17 protein-coding genes are annotated in these 16,087 nt (G+C 68.8%); 10 read left to right on the top strand and 7 right to left on the bottom strand.

Annotation, left to right across the window (positions count from 1 at the left end; genetic code table 11):
• Window positions 1-34 precede the first annotated feature (34 nt).
• Entirely contained in the window at window positions 35-1,162 is a 1,128-nt protein-coding gene (locus tag OG205_RS05000; protein ID WP_330275056.1) for a steroid 3-ketoacyl-CoA thiolase, read from the top strand.
• Here OG205_RS05000 and OG205_RS04995 read toward each other — a convergent pair.
• Genes OG205_RS04995 through OG205_RS04985 form a run of 3 tightly spaced genes read right to left on the bottom strand, consistent with a single transcriptional unit; the run spans window position 1,146 to window position 3,713 of the window.
• Window positions 1,146-2,090 carry a hypothetical protein gene (locus OG205_RS04995; protein ID WP_330275055.1) on the bottom strand — a complete coding sequence of 315 codons (945 nt, stop codon included), beginning with the start codon at window positions 2,088-2,090 and terminating at the stop codon, window positions 1,146-1,148. The genes OG205_RS05000 and OG205_RS04995 overlap by 17 nt on opposite strands.
• A gap of 10 nt (window positions 2,091-2,100) precedes the next feature.
• On the bottom strand, window positions 2,101-2,955 hold the full coding sequence (locus tag OG205_RS04990) for an SDR family oxidoreductase (RefSeq protein WP_330275054.1): 855 nt from the start codon (window positions 2,953-2,955) through the stop codon (window positions 2,101-2,103).
• Window positions 2,952-3,713: an SDR family oxidoreductase gene (locus OG205_RS04985; protein ID WP_330275053.1), complete on the bottom strand. Its 762-nt coding sequence runs from the start codon at window positions 3,711-3,713 to the stop codon at window positions 2,952-2,954. The genes OG205_RS04990 and OG205_RS04985 overlap by 4 nt, the downstream gene beginning before the upstream one ends.
• 63 nt (window positions 3,714-3,776) lie before the next feature.
• Here OG205_RS04985 and OG205_RS04980 point away from each other — a divergent pair, with 63 nt between their 5' ends.
• The 4 genes from OG205_RS04980 to OG205_RS04965 are packed head-to-tail and all read left to right on the top strand — an operon-like array spanning window position 3,777 to window position 7,072.
• Window positions 3,777-4,544 carry an enoyl-CoA hydratase family protein gene (locus tag OG205_RS04980; protein WP_330275052.1) on the top strand — a complete coding sequence of 256 codons (768 nt, stop codon included), beginning with the start codon at window positions 3,777-3,779 and terminating at the stop codon, window positions 4,542-4,544.
• Complete coding sequence (locus OG205_RS04975) at window positions 4,519-5,316, top strand: CoA transferase subunit A (protein ID WP_330275051.1); 798 nt, start codon at window positions 4,519-4,521, stop codon at window positions 5,314-5,316. The genes OG205_RS04980 and OG205_RS04975 overlap by 26 nt, the downstream gene beginning before the upstream one ends.
• Window positions 5,313-6,026 carry a CoA-transferase subunit beta gene (locus tag OG205_RS04970; RefSeq protein ID WP_330275050.1) on the top strand — a complete coding sequence of 238 codons (714 nt, stop codon included), beginning with the start codon at window positions 5,313-5,315 and terminating at the stop codon, window positions 6,024-6,026. The genes OG205_RS04975 and OG205_RS04970 overlap by 4 nt, the downstream gene beginning before the upstream one ends.
• On the top strand, window positions 6,023-7,072 hold the full coding sequence (locus OG205_RS04965) for an NAD(P)H-dependent flavin oxidoreductase (protein WP_330275049.1): 1,050 nt from the start codon (window positions 6,023-6,025) through the stop codon (window positions 7,070-7,072). Before OG205_RS04970 ends, OG205_RS04965 begins: the two co-directional genes overlap by 4 nt.
• Here the strand turns inward: OG205_RS04965 and OG205_RS04960 are convergent.
• From OG205_RS04960 to OG205_RS04945, 4 genes are read right to left on the bottom strand one after another with little or no spacing between them, the layout of a single operon-like run.
• Entirely contained in the window at window positions 7,056-8,186 is a 1,131-nt protein-coding gene (locus OG205_RS04960) for an acetyl-CoA C-acetyltransferase (protein WP_330275048.1), read from the bottom strand. The genes OG205_RS04965 and OG205_RS04960 overlap by 17 nt on opposite strands.
• Before the next feature lie 24 nt (window positions 8,187-8,210).
• Entirely contained in the window at window positions 8,211-8,807 is a 597-nt protein-coding gene (locus OG205_RS04955; protein WP_330275047.1) for a TetR/AcrR family transcriptional regulator, read from the bottom strand.
• Between the two features lie 14 nt (window positions 8,808-8,821).
• Window positions 8,822-9,565: an SDR family oxidoreductase gene (locus OG205_RS04950; protein WP_330275046.1), complete on the bottom strand. Its 744-nt coding sequence runs from the start codon at window positions 9,563-9,565 to the stop codon at window positions 8,822-8,824.
• On the bottom strand, window positions 9,562-10,635 hold the full coding sequence (locus tag OG205_RS04945; RefSeq protein ID WP_330275045.1) for an acyl-CoA dehydrogenase family protein: 1,074 nt from the start codon (window positions 10,633-10,635) through the stop codon (window positions 9,562-9,564). Before OG205_RS04945 ends, OG205_RS04950 begins: the two co-directional genes overlap by 4 nt.
• Window positions 10,636-10,678: 43 nt before the next feature.
• Between OG205_RS04945 and OG205_RS04940 the strand changes: the two genes are divergently transcribed.
• From OG205_RS04940 to OG205_RS04920, 5 genes are read left to right on the top strand one after another with little or no spacing between them, the layout of a single operon-like run.
• Window positions 10,679-12,154, top strand: a complete 1,476-nt coding sequence (locus OG205_RS04940) for a FadD3 family acyl-CoA ligase (RefSeq protein ID WP_330275044.1) — start codon at window positions 10,679-10,681, stop codon at window positions 12,152-12,154.
• The gene (locus OG205_RS04935) at window positions 12,151-12,981 is read left to right on the top strand and encodes an enoyl-CoA hydratase (RefSeq protein WP_330275043.1); all 831 of its coding nucleotides are present in this window, start codon (window positions 12,151-12,153) and stop codon (window positions 12,979-12,981) included. Before OG205_RS04940 ends, OG205_RS04935 begins: the two co-directional genes overlap by 4 nt.
• A complete protein-coding gene (locus OG205_RS04930) occupies window positions 12,981-14,072 on the top strand; it encodes an acyl-CoA dehydrogenase family protein (RefSeq protein WP_330275042.1) in 1,092 nt (363 codons plus the stop codon). The genes OG205_RS04935 and OG205_RS04930 overlap by 1 nt, the downstream gene beginning before the upstream one ends.
• The gene (locus tag OG205_RS04925; protein WP_330275041.1) at window positions 14,069-14,890 is read left to right on the top strand and encodes an acyl-CoA dehydrogenase family protein; all 822 of its coding nucleotides are present in this window, start codon (window positions 14,069-14,071) and stop codon (window positions 14,888-14,890) included. The genes OG205_RS04930 and OG205_RS04925 overlap by 4 nt, the downstream gene beginning before the upstream one ends.
• Window positions 14,887-15,861 carry an acyl-CoA dehydrogenase family protein gene (locus tag OG205_RS04920; protein ID WP_330275040.1) on the top strand — a complete coding sequence of 325 codons (975 nt, stop codon included), beginning with the start codon at window positions 14,887-14,889 and terminating at the stop codon, window positions 15,859-15,861. Before OG205_RS04925 ends, OG205_RS04920 begins: the two co-directional genes overlap by 4 nt.
• Window positions 15,862-16,087: the final 226 nt, after the last annotated feature.

Genomic DNA, 16,087 nt, shown 5'->3' with positions numbered 1-16,087 from the left:
ACGTGTTCTAGTTCTCCAGGCCTAGGAGGCTCGTGTGGGCAGTCCGGTGATCGTGGGAGCGGTGCGCACGCCCATCGGCAGGCGCAACGGCTGGTTGTCCGGCCTGCACGCCGCCGAGCTCCTCGGTGCGGCACAACGAGGTCTTCTTGACAGGACAGGTCTCGATCCGTCCACCGTCGAACAGGTCATCGGCGGCACCGTCACCCAGGCGGGCGAGCAGTCGAACAACATCACCCGCACGGCCTGGCTGCACGCGGGCCTGCCGCAGACCACCGGCTGCACCACCGTCGACGCCCAGTGCGGCTCGGCCCAGCAGTCCACGCACCTCATCGCCGGTCTCATCGCGGCGGGCGCGATCGACGCCGGCATCGCGTGCGGGGTCGAGGCGATGAGCCGCGTGCCGTTGCGCAGCAACATCGGCGAGACCGGCATGCCGCGCCCCGACTCGTGGACGATCGACCTGCCCAACCAGTTCGTCGCCGCGGAACGGGTGGCGGAACGGCGTGGCATCGGGCGCGAGGAGGTCGACCGGTTCGGTGTCCAGTCGCAGAACCGGGCGCGGGCGGCGTGGGCGGCGGGCCGGTTCACCGCCGAGGTGGTGCCGGTGAAGGTCGGCGAGGAACTCGTGGACACCGACCAGGGCCTGCGGGAGACGTCGCTGGAGGCGTTGGCGGCGTTGAAGCCCGTCGTACCGGACGGCGTGCACACCGCCGGGACGTCGTCGCAGATCTCGGACGGCGCGTCCGCTGTGATGGTCGTGGACGAGGAATTCGCACGGGCGCACGGGCTCAAGCCGCGCGCACGGATCGTCACGCAGTGCCTGGTCGGGTCCGACCCGTACTACCACCTGGACGGTCCCGTGGACGCCACCGCGCGGTTGCTGAAGCGCAGCGGCATGAAGATGGCCGACATCGACCTGTTCGAGGTCAACGAGGCCTTCGCGTCCGTCGTGCTGTCGTGGGCGGCGGTGCACCGGCCGAATCTGGACCGGGTCAACGTCAACGGCGGCGCGATCGCGATCGGTCACCCCGTGGGCAGCAGCGGCACCCGGCTGATCACCACGGCGTTGCACGAGTTGGAGCGCAGGGACGCTTCGACGGCGTTGATCACGATGTGCGCGGGTGGCGCCATGGCCACCGGCACGATCATCGAACGGATCTGAGGTCCACGGCCGGGTATGGAGTCCGCCGGCTCTCGTGCTGGAACCGGCGGTAGAAGTCCTTCATCACCGCGGCGACATCGTTGTGGCGGCTCAGGATCGTCGCGATCCGTGGCGGAACTCCCTGCGAGCGCAACTGGTACGCGAACCACATCATCAGGTGCGTGACGGTGTAGTGGCGGTCGTAGTCCTGGTTCTCGGCGAAGAACGCGATCTCCTCCTCGGACAGGTCGAACCGGGAGGAGATCGCGAGGCCGTAGTCGGCGAAGTACAGGCGCTCGCCGTCGGTCAGGATGTTCTGGAAGTGGCCGTCGAAGTGCAGCAGGCCACGGGAGTTCATGAACTCCACCCCGGCCGCCATCTCGCGTTCGACCATCTCGCAGGCAGTTTCGAGGTCGTCCTGGGTGTTCAGCCAGTCGTGCAGATTCTGCGGGACGTACTCCAGGAACAGCGCGATGCTCGCGGTCGACTTCTTCAGCGCCTCGATGCGGGGACCCACCTCCGGTCCCCAGTAGTCGACCGCCTGATCCAGTTCCGCGGACAACGTCTGGCCTGGGTGCGGCAGGACCCGCCAGTGGTACGTCAGCGGGAAACCCTCGTGCTCGCCCGCCAGCACCCAGTCCGTCGTCATGGCGTGCACGGCCAGCTCACGCCAGGCGCCGAAGCCCGCCGAGCCGATCAGGCCGACGCCGTAGTGGGCGTGCATGGGCAGGTCGTAGAGGTTGGCCGTCGATCCGGCGTGCCGCAGCTCCAGGTCGGTCAGCGGCAGCCGCTTCACGAAGACCGGGATCCCGCCGACGTCCGCCAACGCCGTCGGCCCGCCGATTCCCGTCCCTCTCGGCTCGGCACGATCTACCAGGTCACCGAGTTCACGGTCGCTGAGCAGCGCCAACGCGCTGGAGACGGCGGTGTAGGAGGCCAGACGGGTCACATGATCGAAGTTAGTCGGCTCCGTAGACCGGCGTCGGGTGATCATCGGCCACGAGCTTGCGGACGACGCTCCCCAGTTCCTCTGGCGACCACCGCTCACCCTTGTCGATCTCAGGCCCGCGCTGCCACCCGTGCACGACGCAGACGCGGCCGCCGTCGACCTCGAACATCCGCCCTGTCACGTCCCCGGCCTCCTCGCTGCCGAGCCACACGACCAGCGGCGAGACGTTCTCCGGGGCCATCGCGTCGAACCCGTCCTCCGGCGCCGCCATCGTGTCCGCGAACGTCGCCTCGGTCATCCGCGTGCGGGCGGCCGGGGCGATCGCGTTGACCGTGATGCCGTACCGCGCCAGTTCGGCGGCCGCCACCAGGGTCATCGAGGCGATGCCCGCCTTGGCCGCCGAGTAGTTCGCCTGTCCGACGCTGCCGAAGATCCCCGCCCCGGACGACGTGTTGATCACCCGGCCGGACACCGCGCCACCTGCCTTGTGCACGGCGCGCCAATGCGCGGCGGCGTGGTGCAGCGTCGCGAAGTGGCCCTTCAGATGAACGCGGACGACCTCGTCCCACTCGTCCTCGCCGCAGCTCACGATCATGCGGTCGCGCACGATGCCGGCGTTGTTGACGAGCACGTCCAAGCCGCCGAACTCCGACACCGCGGTGTCGACCAGCCGTTGCGCACCTGCCCAGGTGCCGACGTCGTCGGTGTTAACGACGGCCCGCGGCCCGATCAGCTCCGCCACCTCGCCCGCGACCGCCTCGGAGAGGTCGTTCACCACGACCCTGGCTCCAGCGGCACCGAACGCCAGCGCGTGGGCACGGCCGATGCCACGTCCGGCCCCTGTCACGATCACAACCCGGTTCATGAAGAGCCCCCATCGGCAGCGGTCAGGAACGCGGGTGCCTCTCCCCCGCCGTGCACGACCAAGGTCGCGCCGCTGACGTAGGACGCCAGCGGTGAAGCCAGGAACACCGCGCATGCGCCGACCTCGTCCGGCGAGGCCAGTCGCCCCAACGGCACGGTCCGCGCCACGGCCTCGATCCCGGCCTCGGAGCCGTAGTGCAGATGCGACTGTTCGGTGCGCACCATGCCCACGGCCAGCGCGTTGACCCGCACTTTCGGCGCCCACTCGACGGCCAGCGACGAGGTCAGGTTGTCGAGCCCGGCCTTCGCGGCGCCGTAAGCGGCGGTTCCGGGCGACGGACGCCGCCCGCTGACACTGCTCACGTTCACGATCGACCCGCCCGAGCCCTGCTTCTGCATGACCTCGTTCGCCACCTGCGACACCAGCAAGGGCGCCAGCAGGTTCAACTCGACGATCTTGGAATGGAACCGCGGCGAGGCCTTGTCCGCCAACGCGAACGGCGCGCCACCGGCGTTGTTGACCACGACGTCGAGGCGGCCGTGTGCGGCGACGATCCCGGACACCAAGGCAGCCACCTGCTCCGCGTCCCGCACGTCGCACGGCACGAACGACGCGCCCTCCACCTCCGCGGAACGCCGAGCACACGTCACGACGACAGCCCCGGCCGAGAGAAACGCACGGGTGATGCCCAGACCGACACCCCGCACGCCGCCCGTCACGAGGACGACTGCTCCGTCGAGGTCCAGTTCCACAAGCACCTACCCCGGTCGCTTCAGCACTGCTAAGTTACCAAGCAATCGCTTGGTTCGGAAGGCGGCTCCATGGGAATCTCCAGCAGCCACACCGAAAACGGCATCATCGAGGTGACCGTCGACTATCCCCCGGTGAACGCCATCCCGTCGCAGGGCTGGTTCGAGCTGGCCAAGGCCATCACGGCCGCGGGCGAAGACCCGGACGCACGTGTGGTGATCCTCCGGGCCGAGAATCGCGGCTTCTGCGCGGGCGTCGACCTCAAGGAGATCCAGCGCGCCGAGGGCTACAACGCGCTCGTCGCGGCCAATCGGGGGTGTGCCAAGGCTTTCGCGGCCGTGTACGACTGCGAGGTGCCGGTGATCGCCGCGGTGAACGGGTTCTGCCTCGGCGGCGGTGTCGGACTGGTCGGCAACGCGGACATCATCGTCGCGTCCGACGACGCCACGTTCGGGCTGCCCGAGGTCGACCGGGGCGCGCTCGGCGCGGCCACGCACCTGGCCAGGCTCGTTCCGCAGCACCTGATGCGAACGCTCTACTACACGGCCCGCAACGTCAGCGCGCAAACCCTGCACCACCACGGCAGCGTCGTCGAGGTCGTGCCGCGCGCACAGCTCGACGACGCGGCGCGCGAGATCGCCAAGGAGATCGCGAAGAAGGACACGGCGGTGATCCGCGCGGCCAAGGAGGCCATCAACGGCATCGACCCGCAGCGCGTGCACCAGAGCTACCGCTTCGAGCAGGGCTTCACCTTCGAACTGAACCTCACCGGCGTGTCCGACCACGCCCGGCAGGCCTTCCTGGACGGAAACCATGCGCGACAAGCGAATGACAGCTGACGAGGTCGTCGGCGAGATCAAGGACGGGATGACCGTCGGCATCGGTGGCTGGGGCTCGCGGCGCAAGCCGATGGCACTGGTCAAAGCGCTGCTGCGGTCCGATGTCAAGGATCTGACGATCGTCACCTACGGCGGCGCGGACGCCGGGTTGCTGTGCGCGGCGGGCAAGGTCCGCAAGCTGGTCTACGGTTTCGTCTCACTCGACTCGATCCCGTACGACCCGTGGTTCAAACGGGCGCGCGAGACCGCCGCGATCGAGGTGCTGGAGCTGGACGAGGGCATGTTCCAGACCGGGCTGCGGGCGGCAGGTCACCGGTTGCCGTTCCTGCCGATCAGGGCCGGACTCGGTTCGGACGTGCTGAAGTACGCGCCCGAACTCAAGACCGTGCGATCGCCCTACGACGACGGCGAAGAACTGGTCGCCATGCCGGCGTTGAAGCTCGACGTCGCGTTGGTGCACCTCAACCGCGCGGACAAGCACGGCAACGCGCAGTACCTCGGGCCCGACCCGTACTTCGACGACCTGTTCTGCCTGGCCGCGGACCGGCGTTACGTCTCGTGCGAGCAGATCGTGGAGGCGTTCGACGGGCCGCCGCAGACGTTGCTGCTCAACCGGATGATGGTCGACGGCGTGGTGGAAGCGCCGGGTGGGGCGGGGTTCACGAGCTGCGTCCCGGACTATCCGCGCGACGAGGCGCTTCAGCGCTCCTACGCCGAAGCGGCCGCCGACCTGGAGAAGTGGCCGGAGTTCTACGAGAGGTTCCTCGGATGAGCGACATCACGCGAGCCGAAGTCTGCGTCGCCGCCTGCGCCGACCTGTTCCTCGGAGCCGGTGAGACGCTCGCCAGCCCGATGGGCCTCATCCCGTCCCTCGGAGCCAAACTCGCCCGTCTCACCACCGAACCGGACCTGCTGCTGAGCGACGGCGAGGCGTTCCTGCTCACGCCCGAGTCCACTGTGGAGGGCTGGCTGCCGTACCGGAAGGTGTTCGACGTCGTCGCGCACGGCCGCCGGCACGTCGTGATGGGCGCGAACCAGGTCGACAGGTTCGGCAACCAGAACATCTCCGCGATCGGCGACCACGCCAAGCCCACCCGGCAGCTGCTCGGGTTCCGCGGCGCGCCCGGCAACACCGTCAACCACCGCACCAGCTACTGGGTGCCGAAGCACAGCCCGCGAGTGCTGGTCGAGGCCGTGGACGTGGTCTCCGGCGTCGGCTACGACCGCGCCGCCGGGCCGTTCCACGACATCCACCGCGTCGTCACGAACCTCGCCGTGCTCGACTTCGACACCCCGGACCACTCGATGCGCATCGTCTCCGTGCATCCCGGCGTGTCGGTCGACGAGGTCCAGAAGCAGACGTCGTTCCCGCTCCTGGCCGAAGATGTCACCGAGACGCGGCTCCCGACCGACGAGGAACTGGACCTGATCAGGACCAGGCTCGATCCGGGCAGCAAGCGCGACAAGGAAGTCCCGCAGTGAGAACCGCGCTCACCGACCTGGTCGGCGTCCGGCACCCGGTCGTGCAGACCGGAATGGGCTGGGTCGCGGGGCCACGGCTGGTCTCCGCGACGGCCGAAGCGGGCGGCCTCGGCATTCTCGCCTCGGCGACCATGACCTACCCGGAGCTCGAAGCCGCCATCAAGGAGACCCGGTCCCGCACGTCCGCGCCGTTCGGCGTGAACCTGCGGGCGGACGCCTCCGACGCGCCGGAGCGGATCGATCTGCTGATCCGCGAACAGGTGAAGGTCGCTTCCTTCGCGCTGGCCCCGAAACCGGACATGATCGCGAAGCTGAACGACGCCGGGGTCGTCGTGATCCCGTCGATCGGCGCCGCGAGGCACGCGGAGAAGGTCGCGAAGTGGGGCGCCCACGCCGTGATCGTCCAGGGTGGCGAGGGCGGTGGCCACACCGGCGGCGTCGCGACGACCCTGCTGCTGCCGAGCGTGCTGGACGCCGTCGACATCCCGGTGATCGCGGCCGGCGGCTTCTTCGACGGCCGAGGCCTCGCGGCGGCGCTCGCGTACGGCGCGGCGGGCATCGCGATGGGCACCAGGTTCCTGCTCACCCGGGAGAGCACGGTCCCGGACGCGGTGAAACAGGCCTACCTGCAACGGGATCTGAACGGCACGGTCGTGACGACCCGCGTCGACGGTCTGCCGCACCGGGTCCTGCGGTCGGATCTCGTCGAGCACCTCGAAAAGTCCGGCAGGCTCAGCAGCCTGGCGCGGGCCGTCACCAACGCGGCCAGGTTCCGGCAGCACACGGGTCTGTCGTGGCGCGCGATGATCCAAGAGGGCCTGGCCATGAGGCACGGCAAGGACCTCACCTGGTCGCAGGTGATCATGGCCGCGAACACGCCGATGCTGCTGCGCGCCGGCCTGGTCGAGGGCAGGACCGACGCGGGCGTGCTCGCGTCCGGTCAGGTCGCCGGACTGCTCGGCGACCTGCCGACGTGCGCGGAGCTGATCGAGACCATCGTGAAGGACGCCGAGTCGGCGATCGACCGGCTCAGAGACGTTCGATGATCGTCACGTTCGCCTGACCGCCGCCCTCGCACATCGTCTGCAGCCCGAACCGGCCACCCGTCCGCTCCAGCTCGTGCAGCAACGTCGTGAACAGCTTCGTGCCGGTCGCGCCGATCGGATGCCCCAGCGCGAGCGCTCCCCCGTTGACGTTGACCTTCCCCATGTCGATCTTGAGCTCCTTGGCCCACGCCAGCGCCACCGACGCGAACGCCTCGTTGATCTCGAACAGGTCGATGTCCGAAATGGACATCCCGGCCCGCTCCAGCGCGTACCGGGTGGCCCGGATCGGCGCGGTCAGCATGTAGATCGGATCCGAACCGCGCGCCGACATGTGGTGTACCCGAGCCCGAGGCTTCAGCTTGTACTCGCGCACGGCCTGTTCCGACACCACCAGCACCGCCGAGGCGCCGTCGGAGATCTGCGACGACAGCGCCGCCGTCGTGCGTCCGCCCGGCCGCAACGGCTGCAGCTTCGCCATCTTCTCGGCACTGGTGTCGGGACGCGGGCACTCGTCGGCCGCGACCCCGTTCACCGGCGCGATCTCGCGGTCGAACCGGCCCTCCTTGATCGCGGTGATCGCGCGGAGATGGCTCTGCAGCGCGAACTCCTCCATCTCGCGGCGCGACAGGTCCCACCGCACGGCGATCAGGTCGGCCGCCCGGAACTGGTTGACCTCCTCGTCGCCGTACCGGTGCTGCCAGCCCTCGCACCCCTCGAAGGGGCTGACCGTCATGGCTGACCCGATCGGCACCTGCGACATGTTCTGCACGCCGCCCGCGACCACGACGTCGGCCGTTCCGGACATCACCGCCTGCGCCGCGAAGTGCAGCGCCTGCTGGCTCGACCCGCACTGCCGGTCGACCGTCACGCCCGGCACCTGCTCCGGGAAACCCGCCGCCAGCCAGGACGTCCGCGCGATGTCACCCGCCTGCGGGCCGACCGTGTCCACGCACCCGAAGATCACGTCGTCCACGTCCGTCGGGTCGACGTCGACCCGGTTGAGCAGCGCCGTGATCACGTGCGCGCCGAGATCGGCGGGGTGCACGTGGCTCAGTTCGCCGCCACGCCTGCCCGCCGGAGTCCGCACAGCCTCGATGATGTACGCCTCGGCCACGAGGGCCCTCCTTCTACGGCTTTGCTACGTCTTGGAGTTCTTCCTGCGGCCCGTGGCGATGCCGTCGAGCAGAATCGCGAGGTACTGGTCGGCGACCTCGTCCGCGGCCAGGTCACCGTCCGGCCGGTACCACCGCACGGCCACCCACACCGTGTCGCGGATGAACCGGTACGCCACGTCAACGTCGAGGTCGGCGCGGAACACGCCCGCGCTCATGCCCTCCTCCAGCAGCACCGTCCACAGCTTGCGGAACTCCACGCTGCGATCGTCCACGTAGGAGAACCGCTCCAGCGGCATCAGGTGCTTGGACTCGTTCTGGTAGATCGCGACCGCGGCGTGCCGGGTGTCGATCGCCTCGAACGACGCCACGACCAGCGCTTTCAGCGTCTGCTTCGGGCCGAGGCCGGCCTCGACGATCTCCCGGTACCGCGTGAACAGCTCGTCCAGGAAGGTCCGCAGGATCTCGTCCACCATCGACTCCTTCGAGTCGAAGTGGTGGTAGAGGCTGCCGGACAGGATGCCCGCCGCGTCCGCGATGTCCCTGACCGTGGTCTGCCCGTAGCCACGCTCGGCGAACATCTTCGCGGCGAGCTCCAGCAGCTCGGCCCTCCGGCTACTCATCGGTCGTTCCTTCCTCACGGGTGCTGACTGCTCACCGAGACGACCTCGCCCGTCAGGTAGGTCGAGTAGTCGCTGGCGAGGAACACGATCACATTCGCGACCTCCCAGGGCTCGGCGGCGCGCCCAAAGGCTTCTCGGGACGCCAGCTCCGTCAGCAACTCCTCACTGGTGACCTTGGTCAAGAACGGGTGCGCCGCCAAGCTCGGGGCGACCGCGTTCACCCGGATGCCGTGCTCGGCGACGTCCATCGCGGCACATCTGGTCAGCGCCATGACTCCGGCTTTCGCTGCCGCGTAATGGGCTTGACCCTTCTGAGCGCGCCAGCCGATCACACTGGAGTTGTTAACGACGACACCGCTTCGTTGGACGACCATTTGGCGTAGCGCGGCCCTGGTGCAGCGGAAGGTGCCGTTGAGCGTGACGTCGAGGACGCGTGACCACTCGTCGTCGGCCATGTCCAGCAGGGACTTCTCGCCGCCGAGGCCGGCGTTGTTCACCATCACGTCGATGCGGCCGTAGCGCTCGACCGTCTCGTCGATGAGCGTCTGCACCTGCTGCTCGTTGGTGACGTCGCACGGGATCGCGTGGTCGGTGCCGAGTGCCTCGTGCGTTTCCTTGAGGCGGCGCTCGTGCCAGTCGCTGATGATGACCTTCGCGCCTTCTTCGAGGCACCTCTTCGCGGTCGCCGAGCCGATGCCGGTGCCCGCCGCGGCCGTCACGACGACGATCTTGTCCTTGAGCAGGTCGTGGCCGTTCATCGGGGCAGCCCCAGGATGCGGTGGGCGATGATCTCGCGCTGGATCTCGTCGGAGCCACCGTAGATCGTCTCGGCGCGGCTGAACAGGAACATCCGCTGCCACTCGTTGTCGTCGATCATCGACTCGGGGCCGAGCGAGTCCATCGCCAGCTCGCCGAGCCTGCGGTGCCAGCCCGCCCAGAACAGCTTCAGCACGGACGCCTCCGGACCTGGGTCGTCGTTGAGCGTTCTCATCGTGTGCGAGCGCATGACGTGCAGTTCGAGCCACGCTCGGGTGAGCCGTTCGTCGTCAGGTGTGGCGGCCATGATCGCGTCGAGCTGGCGGCGGAAGCTGACCTGGTGGCCGAGCATGGCGGTGCCGCGCTCGAAGCCGAGGGTGGCCATGGCGATCTTCCAGCCCTCGCCGGGCTGCCCGACGACGTTCTCGCGCGATGTGACGGCGCCGTCGAAGAAGACCTCGTTGAACTCGGACGTGCCGGTGAGCTGGCGGATCGGCCGCACCTCGACGCCCGGCTGGTCCATGGGCACGAGCAGGTACGAAAGGCCCTTGTGCCGTTGCGAACCGGGTTCGGTGCGGCAGAGGACGAAGATCCAGTCCGAGTAGTGCGCGTTCGACGTCCAGATCTTCTGGCCGTTGATCACCCACTGGTCGCCTTCGAGGGTGGCCTTGGTCGTGACCGAGGCGAGGTCGGAACCCGCGCCCGGTTCGGAATAGCCCTGGCACCACAGCTCTTCGAGCGAACGGATCTTGGGCAGGAAGCGTTCCTTCTGCTCTGGCGTGCCGAACGCGACGAGCGTCGGGCCGAGCAGGCCCTCCCCCACGATGTCGACCTTCGCCGGAGCGTCGGCCTCCGCGTACTCCTCGTGGAAGATCACCTGCTCTTCCACACTGCGCTCACCGGGCCAGCCGAGGCACGTCCACCCGTTGCGCGCCAGGTGCCGGTGCCACCGCAGCCGTCCCTCGAACGCCTCGTGCTCGCGGCCGGGTCCACCCAGGCCGCGCAGCTCAGCGAACTCACCGACGAGGTTGGCGGACAACCATTCCCGCACCTCGCGCCGGAAGGACTCCATGCGCCATACTCTAACCTACCAAGCACTTGCTTTGGAGGGCGTGATGGCGGACGTTCCAAGCAGGCAAACGGTTTCAGCCGTGCTCGACCGCGCTGCTGCTTCGTACATCGACGCGGAGGCGTTGGTGGACGGGGAGGTTCGCCTCACCTGGCTGGAGTTGCGTTCGGCGGTGCTGGACGCGGCGCGCGCACTCGTCGGGATGGGTGTGCGACCGGGTGATCGAGTGGCTCTGTGCGCGCCCAACTCCGCTCACTGGGTGGTCGCGGCGCTCGGGGCGTTGCGCGCGGGCGCGGCGCTGGTACCGATCAACACGCGGTTCACCGCGACGGAGACGTTGGACGTGCTGCAACGCAGTGCCGCTCGCGTGCTGATCGTCGAGGGCGAGTTCCTCGGGCGCGACCGGGAGGCGGAGCTGCGGGCGTTGTCGCCGGACCTGCCCGCGGTGGTGCGATTACCGGCCTCGTGGGTCGCCGCGGACGTCGATCTTCCTGAACTGAATGAAGATCAGCTCTGCGACGTCATGTTCACGTCCGGCACCACCGGGCGCAGCAAAGGGGCGATGAGCGCGCACCGGCAGTCGCTCGGGGTGGCCGAGGCCTGGGCCGCCTGCGGTGAGCTGACGTCCGCGGATCGCTATCTGATCGTCAACCCCTTCTTCCACACCTTTGGTTACAAGGCGGGGATTCTGGCCTGTCTGCTCACCGGGGCGACGATCGTGCCGCAGCCGGTGTTCGACGTCGTGGAGACGATGCGGCTGATCGAACGGGAACGGATCACCGTGCTGCCCGGGCCGCCGACGATCTTCCAGGCGTTGCTCGACCATCCCGAGCGCGGCTCGTTCGACCTGTCGAGTCTGCGGCTGGTCGTCACCGGCGCGGCGGTCGTGCCCGTGGTGCTGATCGAGCGCCTGCGGGAGGAGTTGTCGCTGACCGTGCTCACCGCCTACGGGCTGACCGAGGCCGTCGTCGCCACCATGTGCCGCCCTGGCGACTCACCCGAGACCGTCGCGCACACGTGCGGTGCGCCGATGGCGGGGTTCGAGCTCCGGCTGGGCTCGCAGGACGAAGTGCTGCTGCGCGGACCTAACGTGATGCTCGGCTACCTCGACGATCCGGAGGCCACCGCCGCGGCGATCGACGCCGACGGCTGGCTGCACACCGGCGATGTCGGTGCGGTGGACGAGCAGGGTTACCTGTCGATCACCGACCGGCTCAAGGACATGTACATCTGCGGCGGTTTCAACGTCTACCCCGCCGAGATCGAGCAGGCGCTGGCCCGGTTGCCGGGGGTCGCGGAGTCGGCCGTCGTCGGGATGGCCGACGGCCGGCTGGGTGAGGTCGGGGTGGCACACATCGTCACCTCACCTGGTTTCGTGCTTTCCGCCGACGAGGTAATCGCGTTCAGTCGCGAACGGCTGGCGAACTACAAGGTGCCGCGTGCCGTCGAGTTCCACCCGACCCTCCCCCGCAACGCCATGGGCAAGGTCCTCAAAACCCAACTGCGCAAGGAGAACGCGTGACAGTCTCGTATGAGCGGCGGGACGCGGTCGCCGTCGTGACCATGAACCGCCCGGAGTACCGCAACGCGCAGAACTCGGCGATGACTTACGCGTTGGACGAGGCCTTCACCCGCGCCGTGAACGACGACGAGGTCAAGGTGATCGTCCTGGCCGGTGCCGGCGACCACTTCTCCGCGGGCCACGACATCGGCTCGCCCGGTCGCGATGTCGACGTCTCCTTCGAGCGCAAGGCCGTGATGTGGTGGGACCACGTCGGCCGTGAGGGCGGTGATCTCCGCTTCGCCCGCGAGATGGAGGTCTACCTCGGCATGTGCCGGCGGTGGCGGGAGATCCCGAAGCCGACGATCGCGATGGTGCAGGGTGCGTGCGTGGCGGGCGGCCTGATGCTCGCCTGGGTGTGCGACCTGATCGTGGCCGCGGAGGACGCGTTCTTCGCCGATCCCGTGGTGCGCATGGGCATTCCGGGTGTCGAGTACTTCGCGCACCCGTGGATGCTCGGCCCGCGCGCCGCGAAGGAGGTGCTCTTCACCGGCGACCGGTTCTCGGCCCAGCGCGCCTACGAGTGGGGCATGGTGTCACGTGTCGTGCCGCGCGCGGAGTTGGAATCGTCGACTTTCCAGCTGGCTTCGCGCATCACGGCGATGCCGCGCTTCGGGCTGGCGTTGGCGAAGAAGGCGGTCAATCAGTCCGAGGACCTGATGGGGTTGCGTGCCGGGATGGATTCGGTGTTCGGGCTGCACCACTTCGCGCACGCGCACAACGCCGAGGTGAGCTCCGACGCGTTGGCCGGGATGGACGCCCGTTCGATGAAGAAGGCCTCCGGCTGATGGACCTCTCACTGGACGCTCAAACAGTGGAGTTCCAGGCAGAGGTGCGTTCGTGGCTGGCCGCGCACGTTCGGCCGCTGTCCTCTATGGACACTGAAGCGGGCTTCGAGGAACATCGCTCGTGGGAACGACTGCTCGCGTCCGAACGGCTGTCGGTGGTCTCGTGGCCTTCTTCGTACGGTGGCCGGGAAGCCTCACTGCTGCAGTGGCTGGTGTTCGAGGAGGAATACCACGCTTCGGGCGCGCCGGGCCGGGTCTCGCAGAACGGCATCTTCCTGCTGGCACCGACGTTGTTCGCGCACGGCACCGACGAGCAGCGCGCCCGGATCCTGCCGTCGATGGCGCGTGCCGACGAGGTCTGGGCGCAGGCCTGGTCCGAGCCCGAGGCCGGATCGGACCTGGCGTCGTTGCGCAGCACCGCCGTCCGGTGTGACGGCGGCTGGCTGCTGCGCGGTCAGAAGACCTGGAGCTCGCGGGCGGCGTTCGCGGACCGGGCGTTCGGCCTGTTCCGCACCGGTCCCGGCGAACGTCACCGCGGCCTGACCTACCTGCTCTTCGACCTGCGTGCTTCAGGTGTCACCGTGCGGCCGATCGACCAGCTCGACGGCGAACCGGGCTTCGCCGAGATCTTCCTGGACGACGTGTTCGTGCCGGACCACGACGTCGTGGGCGAGGTCGGCGACGGCTGGCGCGTGGCGATGAGCACGGCGGGCAACGAGCGCGGCCTGACCTTGCGCAGCCCGGGCCGGTTCACCGCGGCGGCGTCCCGGCTGGTGGAGCTGTACCGCAAGAACCCGGACCCGGCGCTGCGAGATCGGGTCGTCGACGCGTGGATCGGCGCGCAGGCCTACCGGCTCCACACGTTCGGCGCGCTGGCCAGCCCCTTGTCCGGGCCTGCCGCCAGCGTCACGAAGGTGTTCTGGTCCGAGCTGGACGTGGCGCTGCACGAGACGGCGCTCGACCTGCTCGGCGAGGTCGCGCCGGGGTGGCGGGACGGGTGGCTGTTCTCGCTGTCGGGGCCGATCTACGCCGGTACCAACGAGATCCAGCGCAACGTGATCGCCGAACGACTCCTGGGGCTGCCGCGATGATGTTCACGCTCTCGCCGGAGCAGACGGACTTCGCCACCGTGCTGCACGGGTTCCTGGCCGCGGGGAAGACGGACCTGGCCTCGCTCGGAGTGGACGAGGTGACCGACCCGGTCGACCTCGTGGTGGTGTTCGAGGAGTTGGGGCATCACGCGGTCAGCGGCCCGCTGGTGGAGTCGCTCGCGGTGGTGCCCGCGCTGGTGGACGGCCTCAAGGCTGGGGCTGGGACCTGGTCTGTTGCCTTCCCTCCCTTCCTCCCCCATGCCGTCGAAGCCGACCACTACCTGCTCGTCGAGGGCGACACTCTCCGCGAGGCCTCCCCCACCGCCGAACTCCAGTCCGTCGACCCGGCCCGGCGCCTCTTCGAACTCTCCGCCGGCCCGGTGATCGCCACCGACGTGCCGGCAGATCGAGCTTTCGACCTCGGCGTCCTGACCTGCTCGGCCCAACTCCTCGGCCTCGGCCGCGCCATGCTGGAGATGACCACGGCCCACGCCAAGGCCCGCGCCCAGTTCGGCAAGCCCATCGGCCAGTTCCAAGCGGTCAAGCACCACCTCGCGAACGTCCTGATCGGACTCGAGCTCGCCCGCCCGCTGGTGTTCGGCGCGGCCGTGACCATGTCCTCCCGCGACGTCTCCGCCGCCAAGGTCGCCACCTCCGACGCCGCCTGGCAGGCCGCCCGTACGGCACTGCAGGTCCACGGCGCCATCGGTTACACCGCCGAGCACGACCTGGCCCGTTTCCTGTTGCAGACCCGAGCCCTGCGCACGGCGTGGGGCAGTCCGTCGATGCACCGAGCACGCGTGCTGGAGGCGTTGTGACACCGGAACAACTCGCGTTGCGTGACGCCGTCCGCAGCCTGCTCGACAAGCACTCGGACGTCCGCGCGGCCATCGAGACCCCGCACGGCTACGACAAGGCCGTGTGGGCGCGGCTGTGCGACATCGGCGTGCTCCCGATCCCCGAGCAGCACGGCGGTTCCGGCGCCGGCCTGACCGAAACCCGCATCGCCCTCGAAGAACTGGGCCGCACCCTCACCCCGTCACCGCTGCTGGCCTCGACCATCGCCGCACAGGCTCTGCTGACGCTCGACAACTCGGACCGGCTGCTGCGCCGGATCGCCGACGGGGCCATCGCCACACTCGTGTGGCCTTGGGACGGCACCGGGATCAGCGCCACGAGCGACCACCTCGACGGCGTCCAGCGCTACGTCCTGGACGGCGACCTGGCCGAGATCCTCCTGGTCAGCGACGGCGAGTACCTGTACGAGGTCGACCCTGACCAGCCGGGCGTCAGCCGCGAACACACGCCGACGATGGACCAGACCCGCCGTCTCGCCACCATCAGCCTGACCAACGCGGCGGCAACCCGTCTGGGCCACTGGTCACCAGAAATCCGTGACATCGCGCTGGCCGCACTGAGCGCGGAACAGGTCGGCGCCGCCACGAGAGCCCTCGAACTCACCGTCGAGTACACCAAGACCCGCGTGCAGTTCGGCAAACCCATCGGCTCGTTCCAGGCGCTGAAGCACCGCATGGCGGACATGCACGTCCTCGTCGAAACCGCCAGGTCAGCCGCCGAAGCAGCGACCGACGAGGTGTCCGCGGCGGTGGCGAAGGTGTACTGCTCGGAGGCGTTCTTCAAGGTCGCCGCCGAGATGGTCCAGTTGCACGGCGGCATCGCGATCACCTGGGAGCACGACGCGCACCTGTACCTCAAGCGGGCGCACGGCAGCGGCCAGCTGTTCGGCAGCCCGGCCGTGCACCTCGAACGGCTGCGGGCGAAGATCTGAGCTGTGGACGTGCCGTTGCTGTCCACGGCAAACGAGGACATCGGTGTCATGCAGGAAACTGGTCGACCGGAACTCGGCGCGTCGCTCAGGATGACCCGATGAGTGAAGACTTCGCGACGTTCATCAGCGCACGGCTGGATGAGGACGCCGACTTGGCCCGGCGCTGCGAACGTAACGGATGCGGGGGCTGGGCTGCTGACGGGAACATCTTTTCCCAGGAGAACTC

It is taken from the genome of Lentzea sp. NBC_00516 (assembly GCF_036346835.1).
GTDB lineage: Bacteria > Actinomycetota > Actinomycetes > Mycobacteriales > Pseudonocardiaceae > Lentzea > Lentzea sokolovensis.
This window is presented reverse-complemented; position numbering and strand designations above follow the sequence as displayed.